This window comes from Sphingopyxis sp. Root154, assembly GCF_001427105.1.
Classification (GTDB): domain Bacteria; phylum Pseudomonadota; class Alphaproteobacteria; order Sphingomonadales; family Sphingomonadaceae; genus Sphingopyxis.
The window spans coordinates 606,178-630,349 of the sequence record NZ_LMGI01000001.1 but is presented as its reverse complement, the minus strand read 5'-3'; the positions used below and the strand labels follow the sequence as shown (position 1 = coordinate 630,349).

29 protein-coding genes are annotated in these 24,172 nt (G+C 64.5%); 15 read left to right on the top strand and 14 right to left on the bottom strand.

Annotated features, from left to right (window positions below):
* The first annotated feature begins 85 nt into the window (after positions 1-85).
* On the top strand, positions 86-880 hold the full coding sequence (locus ASD73_RS02785; protein ID WP_056369321.1) for a universal stress protein: 795 nt from the start codon (positions 86-88) through the stop codon (positions 878-880).
* 136 nt (positions 881-1,016) lie between these two features.
* On the top strand, positions 1,017-1,436 hold the full coding sequence (locus tag ASD73_RS02780; RefSeq protein ID WP_235534096.1) for a response regulator: 420 nt from the start codon (positions 1,017-1,019) through the stop codon (positions 1,434-1,436).
* A 30-nt stretch (positions 1,437-1,466) separates the two neighbouring features.
* Here ASD73_RS02780 and ASD73_RS02775 read toward each other — a convergent pair whose 3' ends face one another.
* The 3 genes from ASD73_RS02775 to ASD73_RS22920 form a co-directional block, all read right to left on the bottom strand.
* Positions 1,467-1,667: a hypothetical protein gene (locus tag ASD73_RS02775; protein WP_056375926.1), complete on the bottom strand. Its 201-nt coding sequence runs from the start codon at positions 1,665-1,667 to the stop codon at positions 1,467-1,469.
* A 65-nt stretch (positions 1,668-1,732) separates the two neighbouring features.
* Entirely contained in the window at positions 1,733-2,749 is a 1,017-nt protein-coding gene (locus tag ASD73_RS02770) for a zinc-dependent alcohol dehydrogenase family protein (RefSeq protein WP_056369323.1), read from the bottom strand.
* A 52-nt stretch (positions 2,750-2,801) separates the two neighbouring features.
* Positions 2,802-3,347: a GNAT family N-acetyltransferase gene (locus ASD73_RS22920; protein ID WP_056369325.1), complete on the bottom strand. Its 546-nt coding sequence runs from the start codon at positions 3,345-3,347 to the stop codon at positions 2,802-2,804.
* Between the two features lie 334 nt (positions 3,348-3,681).
* Between ASD73_RS22920 and ASD73_RS02760 the strand changes: the two genes are divergently transcribed.
* Positions 3,682-4,491 carry a universal stress protein gene (locus ASD73_RS02760; protein WP_056369327.1) on the top strand — a complete coding sequence of 270 codons (810 nt, stop codon included), beginning with the start codon at positions 3,682-3,684 and terminating at the stop codon, positions 4,489-4,491.
* Between the two features lie 31 nt (positions 4,492-4,522).
* Positions 4,523-5,212 carry a Crp/Fnr family transcriptional regulator gene (locus ASD73_RS02755; protein ID WP_056369329.1) on the top strand — a complete coding sequence of 230 codons (690 nt, stop codon included), beginning with the start codon at positions 4,523-4,525 and terminating at the stop codon, positions 5,210-5,212.
* A 26-nt stretch (positions 5,213-5,238) separates the two neighbouring features.
* On the opposite strand, the gene ASD73_RS02750 is transcribed toward ASD73_RS02755, so the two are convergent.
* Positions 5,239-5,910, bottom strand: coding sequence for an OmpW/AlkL family protein (locus ASD73_RS02750; protein WP_056369331.1), 672 nt, complete (start codon positions 5,908-5,910; stop codon positions 5,239-5,241).
* 171 nt (positions 5,911-6,081) lie between these two features.
* Between ASD73_RS02750 and ccoN the strand changes: the two genes are divergently transcribed.
* The 10 genes from ccoN to hemA all read left to right on the top strand — a co-directional run bounded on the left by ccoN (position 6,082) and on the right by hemA (position 16,769).
* Positions 6,082-7,740: a cytochrome-c oxidase, cbb3-type subunit I gene (gene ccoN / locus ASD73_RS02745; RefSeq protein WP_056369333.1), complete on the top strand. Its 1,659-nt coding sequence runs from the start codon at positions 6,082-6,084 to the stop codon at positions 7,738-7,740.
* A gap of 11 nt (positions 7,741-7,751) precedes the next feature.
* Positions 7,752-8,534 carry a cytochrome-c oxidase, cbb3-type subunit II gene (gene ccoO / locus ASD73_RS02740; RefSeq protein ID WP_056369335.1) on the top strand — a complete coding sequence of 261 codons (783 nt, stop codon included), beginning with the start codon at positions 7,752-7,754 and terminating at the stop codon, positions 8,532-8,534.
* Positions 8,531-8,689 carry a cbb3-type cytochrome c oxidase subunit 3 gene (locus ASD73_RS02735; RefSeq protein WP_056369338.1) on the top strand — a complete coding sequence of 53 codons (159 nt, stop codon included), beginning with the start codon at positions 8,531-8,533 and terminating at the stop codon, positions 8,687-8,689. The genes ccoO and ASD73_RS02735 overlap by 4 nt, the downstream gene beginning before the upstream one ends.
* Positions 8,682-9,608: a cytochrome-c oxidase, cbb3-type subunit III gene (ccoP, locus tag ASD73_RS02730; RefSeq protein WP_056369340.1), complete on the top strand. Its 927-nt coding sequence runs from the start codon at positions 8,682-8,684 to the stop codon at positions 9,606-9,608. The genes ASD73_RS02735 and ccoP overlap by 8 nt, the downstream gene beginning before the upstream one ends.
* The gene (gene ccoG, locus ASD73_RS02725; protein ID WP_056369342.1) at positions 9,595-11,052 is read left to right on the top strand and encodes a cytochrome c oxidase accessory protein CcoG; all 1,458 of its coding nucleotides are present in this window, start codon (positions 9,595-9,597) and stop codon (positions 11,050-11,052) included. The genes ccoP and ccoG overlap by 14 nt, the downstream gene beginning before the upstream one ends.
* Positions 11,049-11,519, top strand: a complete 471-nt coding sequence (locus ASD73_RS02720) for a FixH family protein (protein WP_056369345.1) — start codon at positions 11,049-11,051, stop codon at positions 11,517-11,519. The genes ccoG and ASD73_RS02720 overlap by 4 nt, the downstream gene beginning before the upstream one ends.
* A complete protein-coding gene (locus ASD73_RS02715) occupies positions 11,516-13,630 on the top strand; it encodes a heavy metal translocating P-type ATPase (protein ID WP_056369347.1) in 2,115 nt (704 codons plus the stop codon). The genes ASD73_RS02720 and ASD73_RS02715 overlap by 4 nt, the downstream gene beginning before the upstream one ends.
* Positions 13,627-13,782, top strand: a complete 156-nt coding sequence (gene ccoS / locus ASD73_RS02710) for a cbb3-type cytochrome oxidase assembly protein CcoS (protein ID WP_056369349.1) — start codon at positions 13,627-13,629, stop codon at positions 13,780-13,782. The genes ASD73_RS02715 and ccoS overlap by 4 nt, the downstream gene beginning before the upstream one ends.
* Before the next feature lie 289 nt (positions 13,783-14,071).
* Positions 14,072-15,427, top strand: a complete 1,356-nt coding sequence (hemN, locus tag ASD73_RS02700) for an oxygen-independent coproporphyrinogen III oxidase (RefSeq protein ID WP_082521320.1) — start codon at positions 14,072-14,074, stop codon at positions 15,425-15,427.
* Positions 15,428-15,554: 127 nt separating this feature from the next.
* Complete coding sequence (gene hemA, locus ASD73_RS02695) at positions 15,555-16,769, top strand: 5-aminolevulinate synthase (RefSeq protein WP_056369353.1); 1,215 nt, start codon at positions 15,555-15,557, stop codon at positions 16,767-16,769.
* 10 nt (positions 16,770-16,779) lie between these two features.
* On the opposite strand, the gene arsH is transcribed toward hemA, so the two are convergent.
* The 5 genes from arsH to ASD73_RS02670 all read right to left on the bottom strand — a co-directional run bounded on the left by arsH (position 16,780) and on the right by ASD73_RS02670 (position 19,993).
* On the bottom strand, positions 16,780-17,535 hold the full coding sequence (arsH, locus tag ASD73_RS02690) for an arsenical resistance protein ArsH (protein ID WP_056369355.1): 756 nt from the start codon (positions 17,533-17,535) through the stop codon (positions 16,780-16,782).
* A gap of 5 nt (positions 17,536-17,540) precedes the next feature.
* Entirely contained in the window at positions 17,541-18,605 is a 1,065-nt protein-coding gene (gene arsB / locus ASD73_RS02685) for an ACR3 family arsenite efflux transporter (protein WP_056369357.1), read from the bottom strand.
* A gap of 11 nt (positions 18,606-18,616) precedes the next feature.
* Entirely contained in the window at positions 18,617-19,048 is a 432-nt protein-coding gene (gene arsC, locus ASD73_RS02680; RefSeq protein WP_056369360.1) for an arsenate reductase (glutaredoxin), read from the bottom strand.
* Entirely contained in the window at positions 19,045-19,566 is a 522-nt protein-coding gene (locus tag ASD73_RS02675; protein ID WP_056370392.1) for an arsenate reductase ArsC, read from the bottom strand. The genes arsC and ASD73_RS02675 overlap by 4 nt, the downstream gene beginning before the upstream one ends.
* Before the next feature lie 97 nt (positions 19,567-19,663).
* Positions 19,664-19,993: an ArsR/SmtB family transcription factor gene (locus ASD73_RS02670; RefSeq protein ID WP_056369362.1), complete on the bottom strand. Its 330-nt coding sequence runs from the start codon at positions 19,991-19,993 to the stop codon at positions 19,664-19,666.
* Between the two features lie 165 nt (positions 19,994-20,158).
* On the opposite strand from ASD73_RS02670, the gene ASD73_RS02665 reads away from it, so the two are divergent.
* On the top strand, positions 20,159-20,788 hold the full coding sequence (locus tag ASD73_RS02665) for a tyrosine-type recombinase/integrase (RefSeq protein WP_056369364.1): 630 nt from the start codon (positions 20,159-20,161) through the stop codon (positions 20,786-20,788).
* A 112-nt stretch (positions 20,789-20,900) separates the two neighbouring features.
* Here ASD73_RS02665 and ASD73_RS02660 read toward each other — a convergent pair whose 3' ends face one another.
* The 5 genes from ASD73_RS02660 to ASD73_RS02640 all read right to left on the bottom strand — a co-directional run bounded on the left by ASD73_RS02660 (position 20,901) and on the right by ASD73_RS02640 (position 24,072).
* Positions 20,901-21,368, bottom strand: coding sequence for a DUF6130 family protein (locus tag ASD73_RS02660; protein ID WP_056369366.1), 468 nt, complete (start codon positions 21,366-21,368; stop codon positions 20,901-20,903).
* Positions 21,365-21,793, bottom strand: a complete 429-nt coding sequence (locus ASD73_RS02655; RefSeq protein ID WP_156377307.1) for a cupin domain-containing protein — start codon at positions 21,791-21,793, stop codon at positions 21,365-21,367. The genes ASD73_RS02660 and ASD73_RS02655 overlap by 4 nt, the downstream gene beginning before the upstream one ends.
* A gap of 11 nt (positions 21,794-21,804) precedes the next feature.
* Entirely contained in the window at positions 21,805-22,770 is a 966-nt protein-coding gene (locus ASD73_RS02650) for an alpha/beta fold hydrolase (RefSeq protein ID WP_056369371.1), read from the bottom strand.
* Positions 22,771-22,839: 69 nt separating this feature from the next.
* Positions 22,840-23,250 carry an organic hydroperoxide resistance protein gene (locus ASD73_RS02645; protein ID WP_056369373.1) on the bottom strand — a complete coding sequence of 137 codons (411 nt, stop codon included), beginning with the start codon at positions 23,248-23,250 and terminating at the stop codon, positions 22,840-22,842.
* A gap of 27 nt (positions 23,251-23,277) precedes the next feature.
* Positions 23,278-24,072, bottom strand: coding sequence for an SDR family NAD(P)-dependent oxidoreductase (locus tag ASD73_RS02640; RefSeq protein ID WP_056369375.1), 795 nt, complete (start codon positions 24,070-24,072; stop codon positions 23,278-23,280).
* Between the last annotated feature and the right edge of the window lie 100 nt (positions 24,073-24,172).

Genomic DNA, 24,172 nt, shown 5'->3' with positions numbered 1-24,172 from the left:
CGGCCGCCTTTCTATCCGTATCATTGCGCATATCGGCCGGGGCGTGCGGCCCATAAATTCATCGCAGACACAAAGGAGACGGCTTATGAAAAATATCCTGTTGCTCGTACATGACGACCATGGCCAGGAAGCCCGCCTGCAGGCGGCGCTCGATATCACCCGCGCGGTGGAAGGCCATCTGACCTGTATCGACGTCACTCCCTATCCGCTCATCGCGGGCGATGGGTTCGGCTTTGCCGAAACCGTCGTCGTCCTCGACGAGCGCGAAAGCGAAGCGAAGAACAAGTCGGTGATCAGCGATCGCCTGTCGCGCGAGGATGTCAGCTGGAGCTGGATCGACGCGATGGACGAGATCGCAAACGCGGTGCTCGATGCCGCCGACCTCGCCGACCTCATCATCCTCAATCGCGCGCTTGACGGCTTTCCGATGCCCGACATGCGCGACATTGCGAGCCGCATCGTGGCGCGCGCGAGTGCGCCCGTGCTCGCGGTGCCCGAGACGCTCGAACGCTTCGAGCTCGAGCGGGCGCTCGTCGCATGGGACGGCCGTCCCTCGGCGGCGGCCGCGCTCCGCGCCGCGGTGCCGCTCCTCGCCTTCGCGAAGGAGGTCGAGATCTTCACCGCGCAAGGGCCCGACAATCATATCGCCCCCGAGGAAGCCGCGACCTATTTGTCGCGCCACGGCATCAAGGCGAATGTTCGCAAGACCGACATCGGCAAGTTTCACGCCGATTTCCTGATCTCGGACGAAGCCACGATGTTCCGTGCGGACTATATGGTGATGGGCGCCTACGGCCGCGGCCGGCTGCGCGAGACCTTCGGCGGCACCACGAAGAATCTGCTGACGGAGAGCAAATTTCCTCTGCTCATGAGCCATTGATCGATGGCCTTTGGCCTTGCTCTCCGGCTTCGGGCTCGCACCTCCAAAGGGGCGAGCCCGGCGATTTTACAAGAATCTGGCGGAGTATGTGGCGGTCGGCACCCGGCCGCCATGCCAAAGCTTCGATAACGGGACCATGGACATGTTGATCGCCCGATCGGGTTGGAGCGAGGCACCGCCGACCATCCTTATCGTCGAGGATGACCCGGCAGTGCGCCGCTCGCTTCTCCTGCTTTTGCAGGGGCGCGGATTTGCGGCGAAGGCCTGGTCCGCCGCCGATCCCGCGCTCGCCGAGGCGGCGCGCGCCGCGCCCGACTGCCTGATCGTCGATTACCGGCTCGAGAGCAGCGACGGGATCGCGATGCTCGGCGCGCTGCGCGCGCAGGGCTGGGATGGACCTGCCATCCTGATCTCGGCCTATCCGTCCGAGGAATTGAGCGCCCGGGCGCGCGAGGCGGGCTTTGCACTTGTTCTCGAAAAGCCGCTGCGCGAGCATATGCTCATCGACGCGGTGACCCGGCTCACGCGCAGCGGCACGCCGTCCGCGAGCCCTTGAGGCGTTGTCCGACGCGCGCCGCGGGCGCGGCTATTCGGGATATTCGCGCGGCGTGGCTTCGGGATGGCTGTCGGGAAGCACTGGCGCTTCGGGCGACGTGCGCAGCGGCTGGCGATCGGGGTTTGGCGCCGGCATCTCGGGATAGACCTTGTCGGGCTGTGCCGGCGGGTCGCAATCGGGACACTCGGGAGGGCGCGCCGCGCTGGCGGGGTCTCGCTCGAAACGATCCATGACAGTCTCTCCTGACAGGCCGGTCTGGCCTTCGCCTCTTTCGCGCCGCTGCCCGCGGCGCGCCATTAGGGATTCCCCCTAGCCGCTCCCTCGGGGACGAGGACGAGCGCGCCTTCGACCGCGCCGGCGCGCAAACGGTCGAGCGCGCGGTTCGCGTCGGCGAGCGGCAGCGCCGTGACATGTGTCCGCACGCCGCAGCGCGCAGCGGCTTCGAGGAACGCCGCGCCATCGGCACGGGTCAGATTGGCGACCGACTGGATCGATCGTTCTTCCCAGAGATCGGCGTAGGGAAAGCCGGGAATGTCGCTCATGTGGATGCCCGCGCAAATGACGCGTCCGCCCTTCCGCACCCGGCGCAGGGCTTCGGGCACCAGCGCGCCGACCGGCGCGAAGAGAATCGCGGCATTGAGCGCAGCGGGCGGGGCCTCGTTCGACGCGCCCGCCCAGATGCAGCCGAGGCGGCGCGCGAAATCCTGGCCTTCCGTGTCGCCCTCGCGCGTGAAGGCATAGACGTCGGTGCCGTCGGCGATCGCGATCTGCGCGAGAATATGCGCGGCAGCGCCGAAACCATAGAGGCCAAGCGTCTTCGCCCCGTCCGCCATGCGATAGGCACGGTAGCCGATCAGTCCGGCGCAGAGCAAAGGCGCCGCATGAACATCGTCGAAGGCGGCAGGGATTGCGAGACAGAAGCGCGCATCGGCGACGACGTGCGACGCGAAGCCGCCGTCGCGCGTGAAGCCGGTGAACTCGGGCGTGTTGCAGAGATTTTCATGGCCGGTTGCGCAATAGGGGCAGGCGCCGCAGCTCCGCCCGAGCCAGGGCACCCCGACCCGGTCGCCAAGCCCGAACCGGGTGACACCCCCGCCGAGCGCATCGACGCGGCCGACGATCTCATGGCCCGGGATGATCGGAAGCCGGCCGCTGATGTCGCCATCGGCAATATGGAGATCGGTCCGGCACACGCCGCACGCGGTGACCGCGATCCGGATCTCGCCGTCTCCCGGTGTCGGCATCGCCCGCTCGACACGGCGCAGCGGCGCCCCCGGCGTGTCGAGCTGCATGGCATGAAAGCCTTGGTCCATTGGGTGCGTCTCCAGCCGGCTGCCTGTCGGGGGGCCGACCCGGCGGCCCAGTTCAGCGAAGCTCGAGTTCGAGCAGCGCCAGCGTGGCGTCGCCATCATAGTCGCTCGCCTTAAACCCCAGCGTCCGTTCGACCTCCATCGCGCCCCGATTGGCGCGGCTCTCGATCGACCGTAGCGTCTTAAGGCCGCGGGCACGCGCGAGATCGACGGCATGGTTGAGGAGGGTCCAGCCGACGCCGCGCGTCTTATACGCGGGCGCGACCGAAATCGCGACCTCGGCGGTCACAAAAGCGTCGTCGGCGGCGATCAGCAGGCTCGCGATGAGCTCCGACGTCGCCGCATCGAACGCCAGCAGATGCTCGCGGTGCCGGTGATCGACCCCGATCATCGCTGCGAGCTGGGCGCTCGACAGGTGCGACTGGCCGCTCAGGAAGCGGAACTGCATGTCGTCAGCCGTCAGGCCGTCGAAGAAATGGTTGACGCTGTCGGCGTCACTGTCGGCGACCGGCCGGAGGCGAAGATCGACGCCGCTGCGGGTCTGCAGGCAGGTCTCGGTCGCCTCGCTCAGCGTGGTGTCGGGCGCGTTGGTGAGTGTCATCCTCTGTTTCCTTGATTTGGGCCGGACCGCCGGAGCGGCGAAGTGCGAAGGGTGAGCGTGCCCGCGATGCGACTTTGCTCGCGCCGCGGGTCCGCCGGCGCGCGATTCACGGGGGCCCGGCGCGGATGCGCGCGAAATGGGGTCAACGGACGGGGTTTCGGCATCGGCTGCTCCTTTGCGAAGACAGGCTAACGCCCCGCGCGGTCGGCGCATTTCGTAATTATACGGAGCGACCCGCTGTGCCGCCCGGCCTGAAAGCGCGGCTTTATTGATCAGGGTCAATGAAGGCGGCGCGCATAAGGGCTTCCCTCTCCATCTTGAAGGAGAGCCAGACATGCGAAATCTTTTGATTCACGCCGACGCGAGCCCGGCCATGGCCGCGCGCACCGAGACCGCGCTCGCGATCGGGCGCCGCCTCGGCGCCCATCTCAGCTTCCTGATCTGTTCGCCTTTCCAGCAATTCATCGCCTCGGACCCCTTCGGCGGCATGTATCTGGCGCGCGAACAGCTCGCCGCGGCCCAGCTTGCCGATGCCGAGCTCAAGACCCGGCTCGCGGCGCAGCTCGCGCGCGAGGATGTGCCCTGGGATATCGCAATCGCCGACGGCGATGCGCTCGCGTCGCTGTCACTCGCCGCGACGCTCGCCGATCTGGCCATCGTCTCGCTCGGCCCCCGCGACCGGCGCGGCCTCGCGCAGCCAACGCTGGCGGGCGACCTCGCGATGACCGTGCCGGCGCCCGTGCTCGCCTTGCCCGCCGAAGGCCAGCCGCTCGACCTCGACGCCCCGGTGATGATCCTGTGGAACGGCAGCCCGCAAGCCGCGCACGCCTTGCGCGCCGCGGCGCCGCTGACGGCGGGCGCGGGCAGCGTGACGATGGTGCAGGTCGGGCCGGACGAGGGCAGGGTGCCCGCCGAGGATGCGCTTTGCTATTTGTCGCGGCACGGCATCCATGGTGAGCTTCGCCGCCTCGATCGCGGGGCGCTGACTCCCGAGGAGATTCTCGAGCGAACCGCGAAGGAGCTGGCGCCGGGGCTCATCGTGATGGGCGCCTATGGGCGTCCGCGGCTGCGCGAGACCCTTTTTGGCGGGGTGACGCGCTATCTGCTCGAAGCCGCGCCGGCGGCGCTCCTGCTCGCCCATTGATCGCGATGCGTGCCTGCCGGGCGCCCGGCACATGACCGATTGCCTGTCCTGCATCGTGCGCAACCGCGCCATCTGTGCGAGCCTGCGGCCCGACGAACTCCTGTTGCTCGGCCGGATGGGCCGGCGCCAGCGCGTGAGCAGCGGTCACACGCTCCTGTGGGAGGGCGACGACGCGCCGGTCGTCGCCAATGTCCTCGAAGGGGTGCTGAAACTCGTTGCCGCGACCGCCGACGGCCGCGAGCAGATCGTCGGCATCGTCTTTCCCTCGGACTTCATCGGGCGGCCGTTCGGGAAGGAAAGCCCTTACAGCGTCAGCGCGATCAGCGAGGCCGAGCTTTGCATCTTCCATCGCGACCAGTTCGACGAATTCGCCAGCGACCATCCCCACCTGCAGCAGAAATTGCTGCGTCGCACGCTCGCCGAGCTCGATCGCGCACGCCGCTGGATGCTCCTACTCGGCCGCAAGTCGGCATCGGAAAAGGTCGCTTCCTTCCTGCTCGAAATGGCCGATCGCTTATCGCCGTCGCCTGGTGCGGCGGTGATCTCGCGTGGTTTCGAGTTGCCCTTCGGTCGCCAGCAGATCGCCGACATTTTGGGCCTCACCATCGAAACCACGAGCCGCCAGCTCACCAAAATGCGCGCCGATGGCCTGATCGACCTCCCATCCCGCCGCAAGGTCTTCATCAACGACCTTGCGGCTCTGAACGAGATGGCAGGCTGACCGTCCACCGGCGCGAGGCAAGGAGGCTAGAAGCGGAAGGCGACGCCGGCGCTGATCACCCAGGGATCGAGCTTGTGCCGCGTCTTGAGCACCTCGGTCGTCCCGGCATACCAGGTCGCGGTCGGGCGCAGGAAATAGCGCTTGGCATCGAAGGACAGCGCAAGTCCCTTGTCGTTCACCGGAATATCGACCCCGGCCTGGAGCGCGGCGCCGAGCTTGTCGCCCATCTTCTGCCGCGTCGCGCCGAGCGACCGGGTCGTTGCACCGGGCTTCTCGTCGATGAAGATGAAATAGCTCGGACCCGCGCCGACATAGGGCTGGATCCCGCCTTCCTTGCCGAAATGATATTTGAGAGAGAGCGTCGCGGGCACGATCTTCGCGTTCGACACCAAAGTCGCACCGTTCAGCGCGCCGCGGCCATTGACGTCATGCTGGGTGACCCCGGCGATCGTCTCGAGCGAGATATGGTCGGCGACATAATATTCGATCGCGACCGTCGGCGTCACATTGTCGTCGGCCTTCGTCTGCGTTCCGGCCGGCAGGCCGATCCGGTCGAGCTTGACGTCGCTGATCTTGCCGTCGGGTGCGACATAGGTCGCGAAAATCTTGAACTGGATATCGCCGGCCTTGGCCGCGGCCTGGCCGGGAATCGCGGCGGCGGCGGCCAGCGCGATCAGGGAGAGATGCTGCTTTTTCATGGTCGTTGCTCCTTGCGTTGACCTGGGCTCCCTGCACCCGGCGCGGCCGCCGGGCATTGATGCCGCGCAATCTATTCGTTGATCCTGGTCAATGTTTTTGCCCCGCCGCGCGGCCAAGAGCGGTCTTGAGCCATGCGGCAGCGAAGCCGCGCGATGACAGGGGCAAGCGTTATGGACACTCTGGTAGCAAAGGCGGGGGGCTGGCTCGGCCTGGCCCTGCTCGCGCTGGTGATGGCGGCGGTCGCGGTCGATGCGCCCTTCGCCGTCCATATGATCATCGTCGCGCTCGCCGCTTTGCTGATGCTCTGGGCAACCGTGTCGCGGGCCGATTATGAGGCGATTGCGCGCGGCTTATTGAAGATGCCGGCCGATCAGGGCGTTTATGACGACGACCCAATTCGCTGGGGCGTCATTGCCACGCTGTTCTGGGGCATTGCCGGCATGGCGGCAGGCCTCTTCATCGCGCTCCAGCTCGCCTTTCCGGCGCTCAACCTCAACTTCGAATATACGACCTTCGGGCGCATCAGGCCGCTCCACACCTCGGCGGTGATTTTCGCTTTCGGCGGCAACGCGCTGATCGCGACGAGCTATTATGTCGTCCAGCGCACCTGCCGCGCACGGCTCGCTTTCCCGACGCTCGCGCGCTTCGTCTTCTGGGGGTACCAGCTATTCATCGTTCTGGCGGCGACCGGCTACCTGATGGGGGTCACCGAGGCGAAGGAATATGCCGAGCCCGAATGGTATGTCGATCTCTGGCTGACCATCGTCTGGGTCGCCTATCTCATTGTCTTCCTCGGCACGATCGTGAAGCGCCGCGAGCCGCACATCTATGTCGCGAACTGGTTTTACCTCAGCTTCATCATCACCATCGCGATGCTCCACATCGTCAACAATCTGTCGATGCCCGCCAGCATCTTCGGCTCGAAGAGCTACGCAGCTTTCGCCGGCGTCCAGGATGCGCTGACGCAGTGGTGGTACGGGCATAATGCGGTCGGCTTCTTCCTGACCGCGGGCTTCCTTGCGATGATGTATTATTTCGTGCCGAAGCAGGCCGAGCGCCCGGTCTACAGCTATCGCCTTTCGATCATCCACTTCTGGTCGCTGATCTTCCTCTACATCTGGGCGGGGCCGCACCACCTCCATTACACCGCGCTCCCCGACTGGGCGCAGACGCTCGGCATGGTCTTCTCGATCATGCTGTGGATGCCGAGCTGGGGCGGGATGATCAACGGGTTGATGACGCTCAACGGGGCGTGGGACAAGATCCGCACCGACCCGATCATCCGCATGATGGTGATGGCGCTCGCCTTCTACGGGATGAGCACCTTCGAAGGCCCGATGATGTCGATCAAATGGGTCAACTCCATGTCGCATTATACCGACTGGACGATCGGCCATGTCCATTCGGGCGCGCTGGGCTGGAACGGCATGATCACCTTCGCGTGCGTCTATTATCTCGTGCCGCGCCTGTGGAACCGCCCGCGTCTCTACAGCCTGCGGATGGTGAACTGGCACTTCTGGCTCGCGACCGTGGGGATCGTTTTCTACGCCGCGTCGATGTGGGTCGCCGGCATCATGCAGGGGCTGATGTGGCGGGAGTACGGCGCCGACGGCTACCTCGTCTACAGTTTTGCCGAAAGCGTTGCGGCGATGCACCCGATGTACCTGATCCGCGCCGCGGGCGGGGCGATGTATCTCGCGGGCTTCCTCATCATGGTCGTCAATGTCTGGGCGACGCTCGCAGGCAAGGTCCGCGCCGAAAAGCCGATGACCGAAACTCCGCACAATGTGGCCGCGGACCGCCCGCTCGCCCTCGCGCCTGCCGAATAAGGAGCCCATCAATGGCCAAGAACAACGCCGAAAAGGGCTTCAGCCACAAGATTCTCGAGCGCAATGTCAGCCTGCTCGGTCTCTTCGCGCTCGTCGCGGTCACCATCGGCGGCATCGTCGAGATCGCGCCGCTCTTCTGGATCGACAACACGATCGAGAAAGTCGACGGCATGCGGCCCTACACGCCGCTCGAGCTCGCCGGCCGGAACATCTATATGCGCGAGGGCTGCTATACCTGCCACAGCCAGATGATCCGCCCGTTCCGCGACGAGGTCGAGCGCTATGGCCATTACAGCCTCGCGGCCGAGAGCATGTACGATCATCCCTTCCAATGGGGATCGAAGCGCACCGGACCCGACCTCGCCCGCGTCGGCGGGCGCTACTCGGACGAATGGCACCGCGCGCATCTGATCGATCCCAGGAGCGTCGTGCCCGAATCGATCATGCCGCCATACGCCTTCCTCGCCGACCGCGACCTCGAGACCGGCGATATGCGTAACGACCTCACCGCGCTCTACCGGGTCGGCGTGCCCTATTCGAAGGCCGACATCGCGAAAGCGAATGACGATATCGCGGCGCAGGCCAATCCCGAGGCGGGCGCTGGCGATCTCGCCAAGCGCTATCCCAAGGCGCAAGTCCGCGACTTCGACGGCGACCCCGATCGCATTACCGAGATGGACGCGCTCGTCGCCTATCTCCAGATGCTCGGCACCCTCGTCGATGTCGACAAGGCAGGGCCGCAGGAACGTCCGCACGAAGCCGAAACGGCTCCCGTCCAGGCGAAAGCGCCATGACCTACGACGCGCTCCGCCATTTCGCCGACAGCTGGGGGCTGCTTGCCATGGCCGTCCTCTTCCTCGGCCTCGTGGCCTGGCCGTTTCGCAAGGCTGCGCGCCCGCGCAACGATGAAGCCGCGAACATGATCTTCAAGGACGACGAGCATGGTTGAGCAGAAACGCATCGACGAAGCGACCGGCACGAGCACGGTCGGACATGAATGGGACGGCATCGAGGAGCTCAATACGCCCTTGCCGCGCTGGTGGCTGTGGACCTTCTATCTGACGATCGTCTGGGCGCTCGGCTACGTCATCCTCTACCCGGCCTGGCCGATGATCGATGACGCGACGAAAGGCGTTCTCGGCTGGTCGAGCCGCGGGCAGCTCGAGCAGGAACTCGCCGCCGACAGCAAGCGCCGCGCGCCGACCGTGAATGCGATCGCTGCGACCGATATCGCCGATCTGCCGACCAAGCATGCGCTGATGCAGGCCGCGGTGCAGGGCGGCGGCGCGGCATTCCGCGTGCATTGCATCCAGTGCCACGGCGCCGGCGGCGCAGGTCTCAAGACGCTCTATCCGAGCCTGACCGACGACGACTGGCTGTGGGGCGGCGACCTTGCTGCGATCGAATATACAGTCACGCATGGCATCCGGAATCCCGGGCATAAGGACACGCGGGCAAGCCTGATGCCGGCATTCGGGCGCGACGGGATACTCGATGCGGCGCAGATCGGCGATGTGGTCAGCTTTGTTCGCACGCTCAGCCGCCAGGAGAAGGCGAGCGCCTCTTCGGCGCGCGGCGCGGTGCTCTTCGACACCAATTGCGCGGTGTGCCATGGCGCCCGCGGCGAGGGCGGGCGGCAGGTGGGCGCGCCGAAACTCACCGATGCCATCTGGCTCTATGGCGGCGACCGCGACAGCCTCGCCGCGACGATCAACCAGCCGCGCAACGGCGTGATGCCGCGCTGGGGCGAGCGCCTCGACCCGGTCACCATCAAGATGCTCGCAACCTATGTCTATTCGCTGGGCGGCGGCGAGAAGGCACCCCCGGCGCCCGCGGCGAAAGGGCAGGGAGCCGATGGCCAGCCCTGAGGATCTCGCCGGCGCCCCGGCCTCGCTCTACGAAGCGCGCAAGGGCGTTTACCCCAAGGCGGTGAACGGTCCCTTCCGTCGCTTCAAATGGGCGATCATGGCGGTCACTCTTGCCATCTATTATGGCACGCCCTGGATTCGCTGGGACCGCGGACCCTATGCGCCCGATCAGGCGGTGCTCGTCGATCTTGCCCACCGGCGCTTCTACATGTTCCAGATCGAAATCTGGCCGCACGAATTCTACTATGTCGCGGGCCTCTTGATCATGGCGGGTATCGGCCTGTTCCTCGTTACCAGCGCGGTCGGGCGCGCCTGGTGCGGTTATGCCTGCCCGCAGACCGTCTGGACCGATCTCTTCCAGCATGTCGACCGGCTGATCGACGGCGACCGTAATGCGCAGATGCGGCTGGCGAATGGCCCCTGGACCATCGAAAAGCTGGCGAAGCGCGGCGCCAAATATGCCATCTATCTGGGCATCGCCTTCTGGACGGGCGGCGCGTGGATCATGTATTTCGCCGACGCGCCGACGCTGACTCACGACTTCTGGGCCGGGCAGGCGGCACCGGTCGCCTACGGCACCGTCGCCGTCCTCACCGCGACAACCTTCATTCTCGGTGGCTTCATGCGCGAACAGGTGTGCATCTACATGTGCCCCTGGCCGCGCATCCAGACAGCGATGATGGACGAAAAGTCGCTGCTGGTCACCTACAAGGATTGGCGCGGCGAGCCGCGCGGCAGCGTCAAAAAGGCCGCCGCGCACCCTGATGCCTTTGGCGATTGCGTCGATTGCAGCCAATGCGTCGCGGTCTGCCCGACCGGGATCGACATCCGCGAGGGGCCTCAGATCGGCTGCATCACCTGCGCGTTGTGCATCGATGCCTGCGACGGCGTGATGAAGCAAATTGGTCGCCCGCGCGGTCTGATCGATTATTGCACGCTCGACGACGCGGCGATCGAAAAGGCCGGCGGCCAGTCGCAGCCGGTGCGCAAGACGCTGATGCGTCCGCGCACTTTGATCTATCTTGGTGTGTGGAGCGCGATCGGTGCGGCGATGCTCTTCTCGCTCGGCCAGCGCACGCGGCTCGATCTCGCCGTCCAGCACGAGCGCAGCCCGCTCTATGTCCAGCTCTCGGACGGCCATATCCGCAATACTTATACGCTGAAGCTTCGCAATATGGAGACGCGGCCGCGCCGGGTCGCGGTAACCGTCAGCGGCCTCGCCGGCGCCGCTTTGTGGACCGAGGCCGGGTCGCGCAAGGCCGCGGGGCAGCGGATCGAGGTGGCGCTTGCGCCCGACAGCGTCACCCGCGTCAAACTCTTCATTGCCGCGCCTGCCGGCGGACCGGCGCGCCACGAGTTCACCATCGCGACCCGCGGGCTCGATGGCGACCCCCGAGGCGACGCCGAAACAATCCAGTTCGACCGACCGGAGACTGCCCCATGACCGACCGCCCCGCCGCCAAGGCCTTTACCGGCTGGCATATGACCGCGATCCTCGTTGCCTTCTTCGCCGTCGTGATGACCGTCAATTTCACGATGGCGCGGCTCGCTTCCTCGACCTTCGGGGGGACGGTCGTCGATAACAGCTATGTCGCGAGCCAGCACTATAACGAATGGCTGAAACGGGCCGACGTGCAGGACCGATTGGCGTGGAGCGAGACGGTCAGCCTCGATCCCGCGCGGCATGTCCTGTTGACGGTTCGGAAAAATGACACGCCGCTCGGCGACCTTGTCGTGTCGGCGACCGTCAGTCACCCAGTTGGGCGTACCGCGCCCGCCGCGCTCCAATTCGAGCCCGCGGCGGGCGGCGTGATGCGCTCGGTCGAGCCGCTGGCGTGGGGGCGCTGGCGGCTCGACCTCATCATCCGCCACGGCGCCGAAGAAGCGCGTTACCGGAAGGATGTGCAATGAGCGCCGACGCTCTGATCGAGCGCGATTTCGCCGTTCCTGATATCCGCTGCGCCGGATGCATCGCCAAGCTCGAGCAGGGGCTGGTACGCGACCGCCGCATCGCTGCCGCTCGCGTGAACTTCACCGAGAAGCGCGTCCATCTTTCGTGCCTGCCCGACGCGCAGGTCCCCGACCTCGTAGGCGCTTTCGCTACCCTCGGCTTCGACGCGCATCCGATCGGCAAGGGGCCCGAGGACGTGGACGCCGACGCCGCAAACAGCCGTGCGCTCCTTCGCGCCGTCGCGGTGTCGGGCTTTGCCATGATGAATATCATGCTGCTCTCGGTCTCCGTCTGGTCGGGCGCGACGGGGACCACCCGCGACCTGTTCCACTGGCTTTCGGCGCTGATCGCCTTGCCGACGATCGCCTATGCCGGGAGGCCCTTTTTTCGGTCGGCATGGGGCGCGCTCCGCCACCGCCAGACCAATATGGACGTCCCGATCAGCATCGGGGTTCTGCTCGTCAGCACGATCAGCCTTTACGAAACGCTGACGCACGGCGCGCACGCCTATTTCGACGGCGCGGTCATGCTTCTCTTCTTTCTCTTGTGCGGCCGGTGGCTCGACAGTGTGATGCGCGACCGCGCGCGCGGCGGGGTTTCGGCTCTTTTGCGCAACATGGGCACCGGCGCGATGGTCTTCCGCCACGAACGGTCTACGCACTGGGTCGATGCCACCGCGCTCGAGCCGGGCATGGTCATGCTCATTGCCGCCGGCGAACGGCTTGCAGCGGACGGCGTCGTCGCGGGTGGATCGAGCAGCATCGACCTTTCGCTTTTGACGGGCGAAAGCGCGCCGCAGGCGGTTCGGCTCGGCGATCCCGTTCATGCAGGGACGCTCAACATCGATGCACCCCTCAAGGTTCGCGTCACGGCAGCGGGCGCCGACACGGCGATCGCCGATATCGCCCGCCTCATGGGCGAGGCGGCACAGGGGAAGTCGCGCTATGTCCGTATTGCGGACCGTGCGGCGCGCCTCTACGCCCCTGCCGTCCACTGCCTTGCCCTGATGGCCTTTGCTGGCTGGATGATCGCGGGGGCAGGGTGGCACCATAGCCTGTTGATCGCCGCCGCGGTCCTCATCATCACCTGCCCCTGTGCGCTAGGTCTCGCGGTACCCGCGGCGCAGATCGTCGCGGCGGGCGAGCTGATGCGCCGGGGCGTGCTGATCAAGGACGGCTCCGCGCTCGAACGGCTGGCCGAGGTCGACCTCGCTCTTATCGACAAGACCGGCACGCTTACGCTGGGGCGGCCCGAGGCTATGGGGATCGAGAGGCTCGACATCGGCTTGAAGTCGCTGATCCTCGCGCTTGCCCAAGCCAGCCGGCATCCGCTGAGCGAGGCGCTGACCCGCGGCCTCAAGGACCATGATGTGCGACCGGCCGACGTCCAGTCGCTCTGCGAAACGCCGGGCTTCGGGGTCGAGGCGCGCTGGGCCGAAAGCCGAGTGACCCTGGGACGGCCGCATGACTCGATCGGCGGCGATGCGCTGGCTACCGAACTCGCTGTCGATGGCCAGTCGGCTGCGATCATCCGATTTGCCGACCGGCTGCGTCCCGATGCCCGCGAGGCGGTCGATGCGCTGCGCGCCGAAGGCATCCCCGCCATGATTCTCTCGGGCGATCGCGCCGAAGCGGTTGCGCCTGTCGCGCGTGAACTGGGATTAACCGCCCAGACCGGCATGAGTCCGCAGGACAAGCTCGCGGCCATCGCGCGCCATGCAGGAAAGGGCCGGATGGTGCTGATGATCGGCGACGGTCTCAATGATGGACCGGCGCTTGCGGCCGGGCACGCGTCGATGGCGCCAGGGTCGGCGAGCGACGTCGGAAAAAATGCCGCCGATTGCATATTCCTCGGCGACCGCCTGATGCCGGTGGTGCAGACGATCTGTATGGCACGAAGGACGCAGGCGATCGTGCGGCAAAATTTCATCCTTGCGATCTGCTATAATGCGGTCGCGGTGCCGCTTGCCTTCCTGGGACTCGTGACGCCGCTGGTTGCCGCCATTGCGATGTCGGGCTCGTCGCTGATCGTCGTCGGCAACGCGCTGCGTCTCAAAAGAGCCCTGCGGTGAACGGCGTTCTCGTCCTCATTCCGATCGCGCTCGGTCTTGGCCTACTGGGCCTTGCCGCCTTTTTCTGGTCGCTGCGGCAAGGGCAGTTCGATGATCTGGATGGCGCTGCTCTGCGCATTTTCGTCGAGGAAGAAGAAGACCGGCCGTCATGATCGCACGCCGGATCAGCACCGTCGCCGTCGTCGCCGGGCTAGCTCTAGCGCCGCTTGCGACCGACGCGCGGATAGTGCGCATTCCGGCATGCGGCGGCGGCGCGCATAATCTCGTCCTGCCCGCCGATCCTGCCGCTCCGCGAAACGATGGCAGCGCCTGCGCCAAGGCCTGTCATGCTGTCAACGACCGCCGCGAAAAATCGGCCGGCAAAAGGGGGCGATGCTGCTGAGGTCGCCGATGTTGATCCCGGTCAATGTCGTCGCTCCCGGCAGCATCTAAAGTCCCCGCATGTGGTCCTATCATCCCGATCTGCTCGCCCAGCCCGTGCCGCGATACACCAGCTATCCTACGGCAATGGAATTCGCCGACGACGTTGGCAAGGAAGCCTATAACCGGGCGCTCGACGCCGTCGGAGCTGGGACGCCTATCTCGCTTTATGTCCATATTCCCTTCTGCGAGCAGATTTGCTGGTACTGCGGTTGCAACACCGGTGCAGCGGGCCGCAAGCATCGGCTCGCCGACTATCTTGCCGCGCTCCAGTCGGAGATATCTCTCGTCGCCAAGCGGCTCGGGGGCCGCGGGCGCGTCCAGCGGATCGCATTCGGTGGCGGCAGCCCCAATGCGATCGCGCCGGTCGAGCTCGTGCGCCTGCTCGATCTTCTGCTCACTCTCTTCGACGCTCATCGTCCCGAGATATCGATCGAACTCGATCCGCGCGGCTTCTCCGCCGAATGGGCGCTCGTTCTCGCCGCCGCCCACGTCACGCGCGTCAGCCTCGGCGTCCAGACCTTCGCGCCGCACATCCAGCAGGCAATCGGCCGCATCCAGCCACTGTCGCACATCGAACGCGTCGTTGCCGGGCTGAGGCTGCGCGATATCAACGCCATCAATTTCGATCTGATGTACGGCCTGCCCGGTCAGACCCTCGCCGATCTCGACGACACGCTCGAAGAAACGATCCGTCTCGCGCCGAGCCGGATATCGCTTTTTGGCTATGCGCATCTTCCGCACATGATTCCGCGCCAGCGCCAGATCGACGCCAGCAATCTGCCCGATCACAAATTGCGCTTTGAGCAGGCTTGGCGCGGTTATGAGCGCCTGACCGAAGCGGGCTATGTTCCCGTCGGATTCGATCATTTTGCGCTGCCTTCCGATCCGCTTGCCGACGCCGCGCGCGAGGGGCGGGTGAGCCGCAATTTTCAGGGCTTTACCGAAGATGACAGCCCGGTGCTGATCGGCATCGGTGCCAGTGCGATCAGCCGGTTTCCCGATCTCATCGTGCAGAACGAAAAGCGCGCAGGCGTCTATCGCGACCTCATCGCGGCCGGCCAGCTGACGGCTGTTCGCGGCGCTGCGATCGACGCCGATGACCGCGAGCGCGGACGGATCATCAGGGAGTTGCTGTGCCAGGGGACCGCATGTCTTGAGGCGGGTTGGCTACGGTCTGCGAGGACCGCGCTCTCAGCCTTCGAGCGCCTGCATATCCTTCGCTGGGACGATGAGAGGCTCGTCGTCGAGGATGATGGTCTGCCCTACGCCCGGCTGATCGCCGCGCAATTCGACCGCCATCGCGGCGCGATCATGCGCGACGACCTCGAACCTACGGCTTCCCTCTGTGCAGGTAGCACAGCAAACGTAGGATGACACAAATCGCCCGCTAACCGGCGAAATCTCCGGCTGGCCTGTACGTGTTATTCCTAATGGGAAGCGGATGCGCCTGGCAGATAGAAGCCAGGGTATCCCGGCTATTCCGACCTTTGGGGGCATGCCTATGCGCTACGACCAGATTTTCAGCGATGCGATCTCGCGCCTGCACGACGAGGGGCGCTATCGGGTGTTCGTCGACATCCTGCGCGACCGCGGCGCCTATCCCGGCGCGCGCTGGTTCGATGCGGCCGGAGAAGCAAAGTCGATCACCGTCTGGTGCTCGAACGACTATCTCGGCATGGGGCAGCACCCGGAGGTACTCGAGGCAATGGAGGCCGCGATCGCCGACGTCGGCGCCGGCTCGGGCGGCACACGCAATATCAGCGGCAACACCCATTATCATATCGAACTCGAGCGCGAACTCGCCGATCTCCATGGCAAGGAAAGCGCGCTCCTCTTTACTTCGGGCTATGTGTCGAACGATGCCACGCTGGCAACGCTCGGCAAGCTCCTGCCCGGCTGCGTGATCTTTTCGGACGAGCTCAATCATGCCAGCATGATTGCCGGCATTCGCAACGCGGGATGCGAACGGAAGATTTTCCGCCATAATGATCTGGCGCATCTTGAGGCGCTGCTTGCCGAAACCGACCCCGCGCGGCCCAAGCTCATCGCCTTCGAGAGCGTCTATTCGATGGACGGCGATGTCGCACCGATCGCCGCGATCTGCGATCTGGCGGATCGCTATCAAGCTCTCACCTATCTCGACGAGGTCCATGCCGTTGGCATGTATGGCCCGCGCGGGGGCGGTATATCGGAGCGCGATGAAGTGGCGCACCGCGTTAGCGTGATCGAGGGCACGCTCGCCAAGGCTTTCGGCGTCATGGGCGGTTATGTCGCCGCGGACCTCGCAGTCATCGACTGCATTCGCAGCTATGCACCGGGCTTTATCTTTACGACCTCGCTGTCGCCAGTTCTCGCCGCCGGCGCGCTCGCCAGCGTGCGCCACCTGAAGGCGTCGACGTGTGAACGCGAAGGCCAGCAGGCCGCCGCTCAGCGGCTTAAGTCGCTGTTTCGGGCCGCGGGGCTGCCGGTCTTGCCGAGCGACACGCATATCGTGCCGCTCCTCGTGGGCGATCCCATCCACGCCAAGGCGCTCAGCGACCATCTACTCATCGAGCATGGCGTCTATGTTCAGCCGATCAACTATCCAACGGTGCCGCGTGGAACCGAGCGGCTTCGCTTCACGCCCGGCCCACTGCACGGCGAGAATGAAATGAAAGCGCTGACGGCGGCGCTCGCCGCTTGGTACTTTCCATATCGCATGCCGATCGCCGCTTGATGAAGCGCATTTATGCTCCGGGTAGATTAGCCATTTGCGCTGGCGTCACCACCGGCTCGTGCCGATCTTTTCGCTCCGAATAACGGTCAACCAGCTGATCGGCATGGCTGCGGGTCAGCACGGTGAACCGTACCAGTTCCTCGGCGACATCGACAATCCGGTCATAATAATTCGATGGCAGCATGCGGCCCGCTTCGTCGAACTCCTGATAGGCTTTCGCCACGCTCGACTGGTTGGGGATTGTAATCATGCGCATCCAGCGGCCAAGGATACGCAGCGTGTTCACGCTGTTGAAAGACTGCGAGCCCGCCGAGACCTGCATTACCGCGAGCGTTCGCCCCTGTGTCGGGCGGAGGCCCTTGTAGGCAAGCGGCAAATGATCGACCTGGGCCTTCATGATCCCGGTAATCTGGCCGTGACGCTCGGGGCTGCACCAGACCTGGCCTTCTGACCAGATCGAATGCTGGCGCAGCTCCTCAACCGCCGGATGATCGTCGTCAGCGACCTGGTCTGGAAGCGGAAGGTCGGACGGGTCGAAGATGCGCGTCTCGCAGCCGAAAAGCTGGAGCAGGCGCGCGGTTTCCTCGACGACGAGCCGCGAGTAGGAGCGCTCGCGAAGCGACCCGTAGAGTAGGAGGATGCGCGGCGCCGGATCGAGCGGGCCAAGGCCGAGGCCGGGCGAGGACCGGATAAATTCGGGACGCAGCGCCGGAAGATGGTCGGGATCGGCGAGCGTGCGCAGGCGGGAAAAGGCCGTGCCGGACATAATGGTCAACCTTTCGCTGGAGTGGTCGCGGGAAACCAGCGCCGTCCGAACCAGAAGGCGACGCTCACCAGCAGGATGAGTACTGGGACCTCGACAAGCGGCCCGATGACCGCGGCGAAGGCGACCGGCGAGGCAAGGCCAAAGGCTGCGATGGCGACAGCGATCGCAAGCTCGAAATTATTGCCTGCCGCGGTGAAGGCGACCGCCGTCGTGCGCGGATAATCGGCTTCGATGAGCTTGCCCATCCAGAAGCTGATGACGAACTGCACGACGAAATAGATGGTGAGCGGGATCGCGATCCGCACGACGTCGCCCGGAATGGTGACGATCTCGCCGCCTTTGAGACTGAACATGGCAACGATCGTGAAGAGCAGCGCGACGAGCGTGATCGGGGCGATCCTTGGCAGGAAGCGCGTCTCGTACCAGTCATTGCCCTTGGTGCCGGCAAGCCATCTGCGGGTTAGATATCCTGCAGCGAACGGGATACCCAAGTAGATGAGCACCGCCTCAGCAACGGTCCAGAAGCTGACGTCGATGACGATGCTTTCGAGCCCGAACAGCGGTGGCAGGATCGTGAGGAAGAACCAGGCGTAGACGCTGAAGAACAGGATCTGGAAGATCGAGTTGAAGGCGACGAGCGCGGCTACATATTGATTGTCGCCTTTCGCGAGCTGGTTCCAGACGATCACCATCGCGATGCAGCGCGCGAGGCCGATGAGGATCAGGCCGGTCATATATTCCGGCTTGTCGGACAGGAAGATGACCGCGAGCGCGAACATCAGGGCGGGGCCGATGATCCAGTTCTGGATCAGCGAGATCGCGAGGACCCGTTTGTCCTCGAACACCCGCGGCAGCTCTTCGTAGCGGACGCGCGCCAGCGGCGGATACATCATCAGAATGAGGCCCATCGCGATCGGGATATTGGTCGAGCCCCACGAGAGGCTGTCGATTGCGGCGGGAAGTCCGGCGAAGGTCGAGCCGAGCAGCACGCCCAGCGCCATCGCGAGGAAGATCCATATGGTCAGAAAGCGGTCGAGGAACGACAGGCGTTCGCGCTTCGGTTGCGTCATCGAATCTCTCCTCAGGCGCGGAGGCGGTTGCCGGCGTCGTCGACAACCTGTTCGCCGTCTTCCTTGGCAAAGGCGCCGCGCTGCTGTGCGGGGATGAGGTCGAGCACCTCTTCCGAGGGACGGCAGAGCTTCACGCCGAGCGGCGAGACGACGAGCGGGCGGTTGATCAGGATCGGATGCGCCATCATCGCCTCGATGAGCGCGTCGTCGCCGAGGCTCTCGTCGCCGAGGCCAAGCTCGGCAAAAGGCGTCCCCTTCTCGCGAAGGAGAGCGCGAGGGGCAATACCTGCGCGTTCGATCAGCTGTTCCAGCAGCGCGCGCGTGGGCGGGGTCTTCAGATACTCGACAACATGCGGCTCGATGCCGGCATTGCGGATCATCGCGAGCGTGTTGCGCGAGGTTCCGCATTCGGGGTTGTGGTAGATGATGATGTCGGTCGTCATTCGGCCGACTCCGCTTCGCTCGTCGAGCCTTCGGTGCGGCCGATTTCCTTGAGTTTCCGTTCCATTGCCATTTCGTCGATGCTGTTGTGGGGCAGCGCGAGGAAGAGCGAGATTCGGTTCGACAGATAATGGAGCGCGCGTTCGAACGCTTCCCGCTGACCCGGGCCTTCGACCGCGGCGGGGTCCTCGATCCCCCAATGTGCGCTCATCGGCCTGCCAGGCCAGATCGTGCATGTCTCGCCAGCCGCATTGTCGCAGACGGTGAAAATGAAATCGAATTCGGGCGTACCGGGAACGGAAAACTCGTCCCAGCTTTTCGAGCGCAGGCCCTGCGTCTCGAAGCCAAGCTCGTCGAGCAGGGCGAGCGCCTGCGGATGGACGTCGCCCTTGGGGAAGCTGCCCGCGCTGTAGGCGCGAAAGCGTCCCTCTCCGAGCCGGTTCAGCAGCGCCTCGGCAAGGATCGATCGCGCACTGTTACCGGTGCACAGGAACAACACATTATAGGTCTTGTCGGTCATCTCCGTCTCCTCATCGGGTTGCGGCGTGCGCGAAGAAAGGCGCACGCTGGAATTCGTTCGGGCAATCAAAGGCGTGCCGTGTCTGGAGATCGCGCGCTCAGCAGCAAGCCAGCTCGGCGAGCAGCGGCTCGCAAAGCTCGGCGCGTCCCTCGCAGCAATCCTTGGCGAGGAAGAGCATCAGGCCGCGCAGCGTATCGATCTCGGCGCGCTGGTTGATCTGACGGCCGCGCTTCTCCGATGTCACCAGGCCCGCCTTTACGAGGACCGCCAGGTGCGTTGAGAAGGTGCTTTGCGAGAGGCCCGAGGCATCGACGAGTTCACCGGTCGAAAGGCCGTCGGGCTCGTGCTGCACAAGCAGGCGGAATGCGTTGAGGCGCGTGGGATGGGCGAGCGCGGCCAAGGCCAACAGGGCTGAATCGTTGTTCATTCATCGGAATTATTCGATGCGTTTGCGTCCGTCAACACCTATCGTAAAATCCCGATGTGTTTTCGACGCTGATTATCGATTGCCGCGAAGAAGGCTCCCTCTGTCTGGCCATCGGCTCGACGAAAGCGTTTTCCATTTGGCCATTCTGGCCGAAGGAGAATAATCATGGGACGATCAGAATTTGACTGTTTGCCTCCGCGCCCGGCGTGGAACGCTGGTCGAAAGGTTGGTGCAAAGCGTCCGCTGAAACCACGCCAGATATGGGCGATTCGCTTTCATCTGGATCGGGAGCATCGGCTCCGCGATCGGGCGCTTTTTGATCTTGCGATCGATAGCAAACTCAGAGGCTGCGATCTTGTGAAGATCAAGATTGGCGACCTAGTCACCGGTACTGAGATGCGAACTCGGGCGATAGTTACTCAGCAAAAGACAGGTCGGCCGGTCCAATTTGAAATCACTTCGGACGCACGCGGAAGCCTCCTCGCTTGGCTCGAGCGGCGCGGCGGGTCGATCGAGGATTATGCTTTCCCCAGCCGCGTCGACCACTCTTCCCATATGAGCACGCGGCAATATGCGCGCCTTGTCGATGAGTGGGTAACGGCGGTTGGCCTCCGAAGCGAAGACTATGGAACACATTCGTTACGTAGAACGAAGGCATCAATTATTTACAAGGCGACCGGAAATCTCCGCGCTGTGCAAATTCTGCTTGGTCACACCAAGATTGAAAATACGGTCCGATACCTTGGCGTCGATGTTGAAGATGCGCTGACATTGGCAGAAGGGATCGAAGTCTAACTATCAAATCTTGCTATCCCTGAGAGCGAGCGCTCTGAATTGTCTTGGAACGTCCGCTCTCTTTGTTTGGCCGCCAAAAGCCGCCTGTCTCCAATCGGCCAAATTCACCAATCTAATGATCGTGCAACGGCTTGTCGGATGTTTCGGATTTCGAGGCTGGAACGACAAATGTCACCGACTTTCCGGTCAGAACTTTATGTTCTGGCGTCGCGAGTTCGATCAGGATCTTGTGCGGACCGGCGGGAAGGCCGTTGACGACGACCGCGTCATTGTCGCCGGCGTCGGCCCACCGCCACGGCAGATCATCGACGCTGACGTGGAGATGCCCGGCGCGCGGCGAAACGTCGACCGCTGTCGCGCCGAAAATCGGCAGGATGCGAAAATTCTCGGTCCGGTAGGGGATGATCGTCGCGCCCCGCGCCAGCGGACCGGCGAGCGGAGGATCGACGAACAGTTCGGCGGGCGGCTCATTTTCTACCGGCACGAATTGCGATGCTTCGCGCCCGGCTTCGATACTTTGGGCTGCCGCGGTCGCGGGCGAAGCGAAAGCAAGGGCGGCGATTAGGATTGCGCGGATCATTCGGATTTCTCCGGCCGGCTGGACACGAGCGTTGCTTCATCAACGGGGACAAGGAGCGGCTTGCCCTTCTCGACGATATAGGTTGCAAGTTCGGCGCCGTTGGCGGCGGTTCGGTTGCGCGCCATATGCGCGACGCCTGCGGGAACGAACAGAACCTCGCCCGCCTTGATTGTGACCGGCGCCTGCCCTTCGAGCTGATATTCCAGCGTGCCCTCGATCACGTAGATAACTTCCTCGCCGGGGTGACGATGCCAGGGCGCGACCGCGTCTGGAGCGACGTCGATGCGCGCCTGAATAGTCTTGCGACCGTCGATTGAAAGATCATGCCGCTGAAGGTTGCTGCGTGTGACTCCCGCCGGCGGCGTCGCCGACGGACTGGCCGGCGCGACTGCGACGAGAATTGCAAAGAGGGAGGTAAAGGTCATCATCGCTTTCCTTATTTGCTGACGGCGTCGGCAATGGCCGATCGGATTTCCGCGGCGGTCTCGCGCGGGTTCTGGAGATGCGGATAGTGGCCGATTCCAGGAAGAATGCTGATCTTCGAGTCGGCTCGTGCGGCGAATTCTACTCCCATTGCCGTGTCGATATAGATGTCGCGCGCGCCCCAGACGATTTTCACCGGCGTCTGCAGTTTTCCGAGGCTGGCCTCGAAATAATTCTGGTCGCGCGTGAAATGAGAATAATAGCGCGCGAAGGCGTCGGCGGTGGTCAGAGTGCCGTGGTTCCAGGCCGCGGTCATGTCCGCCTTGAAGATGGCGGAGATCCCAAACTGCTCTTCGGGTTTGAACCCGCGGCGCCATGCGTTTTCGATGATCTCGTCGCGCGTCGCGTTGAACTGGGCGCGGACCTGCTCGCCGGTCTCGGGGGACTTCAGCGCCTGCAACCGCTCCTGCATATAATCCGGCCGGTCAAAGGGCGCGAAGTCGCCGACGATGATTGTCCGGGCGATATCGGGCTCGTCGAGAGCGGCCAGAAGCGCCGGAAGCGCCCCTATGTCGGTCGCATAGATCATCAGCCTCGACCGGTCGATGCCGACCTTGTCGATATAATGCCGCAGAACGCGCGCGTAATCGCGCGGACTGTAGCCGAACCTCGCAGCGGAGGGACGCGACGAAAACCCAAAGCCGGGCCAATCGAAGGCGTGCACCTCGTATTCGCCGCCAAGTTCATCCGTCACGCCCTGCCACGCGTGGATCGTTTCGGGGAAGCCGTGCAGCAACAGGACGATGCCTTTTGGATAGGTGCCGCGAACGACCATGCGCCGCAGCGAGATGTCACGATCGATTTCGACATAGCCGATTTCGGTCGTGGTTTGCGCATCCGCCGGCTGAGTAGCGACGGGGACGACCGAGGCGCCAAGCGCCAGCGCGGCGGCGGCGATCGTCGGAAGAAGTTTCGACATGGATCAGATCCTTTCACTGTGGAAGCCGTCGCGTCCCGTCAGATGACGCGAGCGACGGCTCTCGGTGCTTCAGACGACGTTGATCTCGACGCCGATGTTACCGCGCGTCGCTTTCGAATAAGGGCAGATCTCATGTGCACGGGCGGTCAGCGTTTCGGCGGTTTCGTGATCAATACCGGGCAGGCTGACGTTGAGGCGCGCGATCAGAGAAAAGCCCCCATCGTCCAGCGCAAGATCGACTTCGGCGTCGATGGCGGCGTCAGCAGGCAGCCGCAATTTGTGTTCGCTGGCAGCCTTGCCAATCGCGCCGAGGAAGCAGGCCGACCAGCCGGCCGCGAACAGCTGTTCTGGGTTGGTGCCGGTGCGGCTCGATCCGGGCGGCGACAGCGCGATATCGAGTTCGCCGTCCGAGCTGCGCGACGCGCCGTCGCGGCCGCCGGTGGTGTGGGTTTTTCCGGTATATACGATATTCTGTGACATGATTTTACTCCTGCTAGGCTTCGGGGATCAAGCGGCCAGATATCGGGCCGCGGGGGTGCTGGTGGACAATTCGCCCGCCATGGCCTGCCGGGCCGCCTCGAAGGCGTCCCAGTGGGATTCGTCGTGAAGACTGGGGATGGTCGCAAATTCGCCGCGCGCGAGGCCGGTCAGCGCGGCATCGACGAGCTGGTCGGCCCGCATGACAATCTCGCCGGGAAGATGCTCGACGGGCGTGCCCGCGATGTCCCAGAAGTCGGTCGCCGTTGCGCCGGGCAGGACGACCTGTACATGGACCCCGGTGCCGTCGAGTTCGTGACGCAGGTTCTGGCTGAAGGCGAGGACGAAGGCCTTGGAGCCGCCATAAACGCCGTTCAGTACCTCGGGGGCGACCGCGACGATCGAGGCGATGTTGACGATCGTGCCGCGGCCGCGCGCAACAAAGGCAGGCACGACCGCATAGGTCAGGCGCATCAGCGCCTCGACATTGAGCGATACCATCGCGCTCATTGTATCGACGTCGGCGTCAAGGGCGCGAGCGGTCGAGCCGATCCCGGCATTGTTGACCAGCAAGGTGATGCTGCGGTCGTTCGCGAGCCGGGCTTCGACGAGCCGAAGATCGGCGGTGTTCGTCAGGTCGGCGGGCAGCGTGTCGATCTGGCGGCCGGTGGCTTCGCGGATCGCTTGTGCCACGCGCTCGAGTTTGGTGGCGTTGCGCGCGACAAGGATCAGGTCATAGCATTGGCGAGCCAGGCGATCGGCGTAAAGCGCGCCAATTCCACTCGACGCTCCGGTAATGAGGGCGGTGCCCTTTGCTTCGTTCATCGTTCTTCCTTTCCAACAAGGGATGGACGCCGACCGGCCGTGATGGACGGGGCGGACCAGAACGATTTAGTCGTGCGGGAAAATGCCGGTAGCGGGCGAA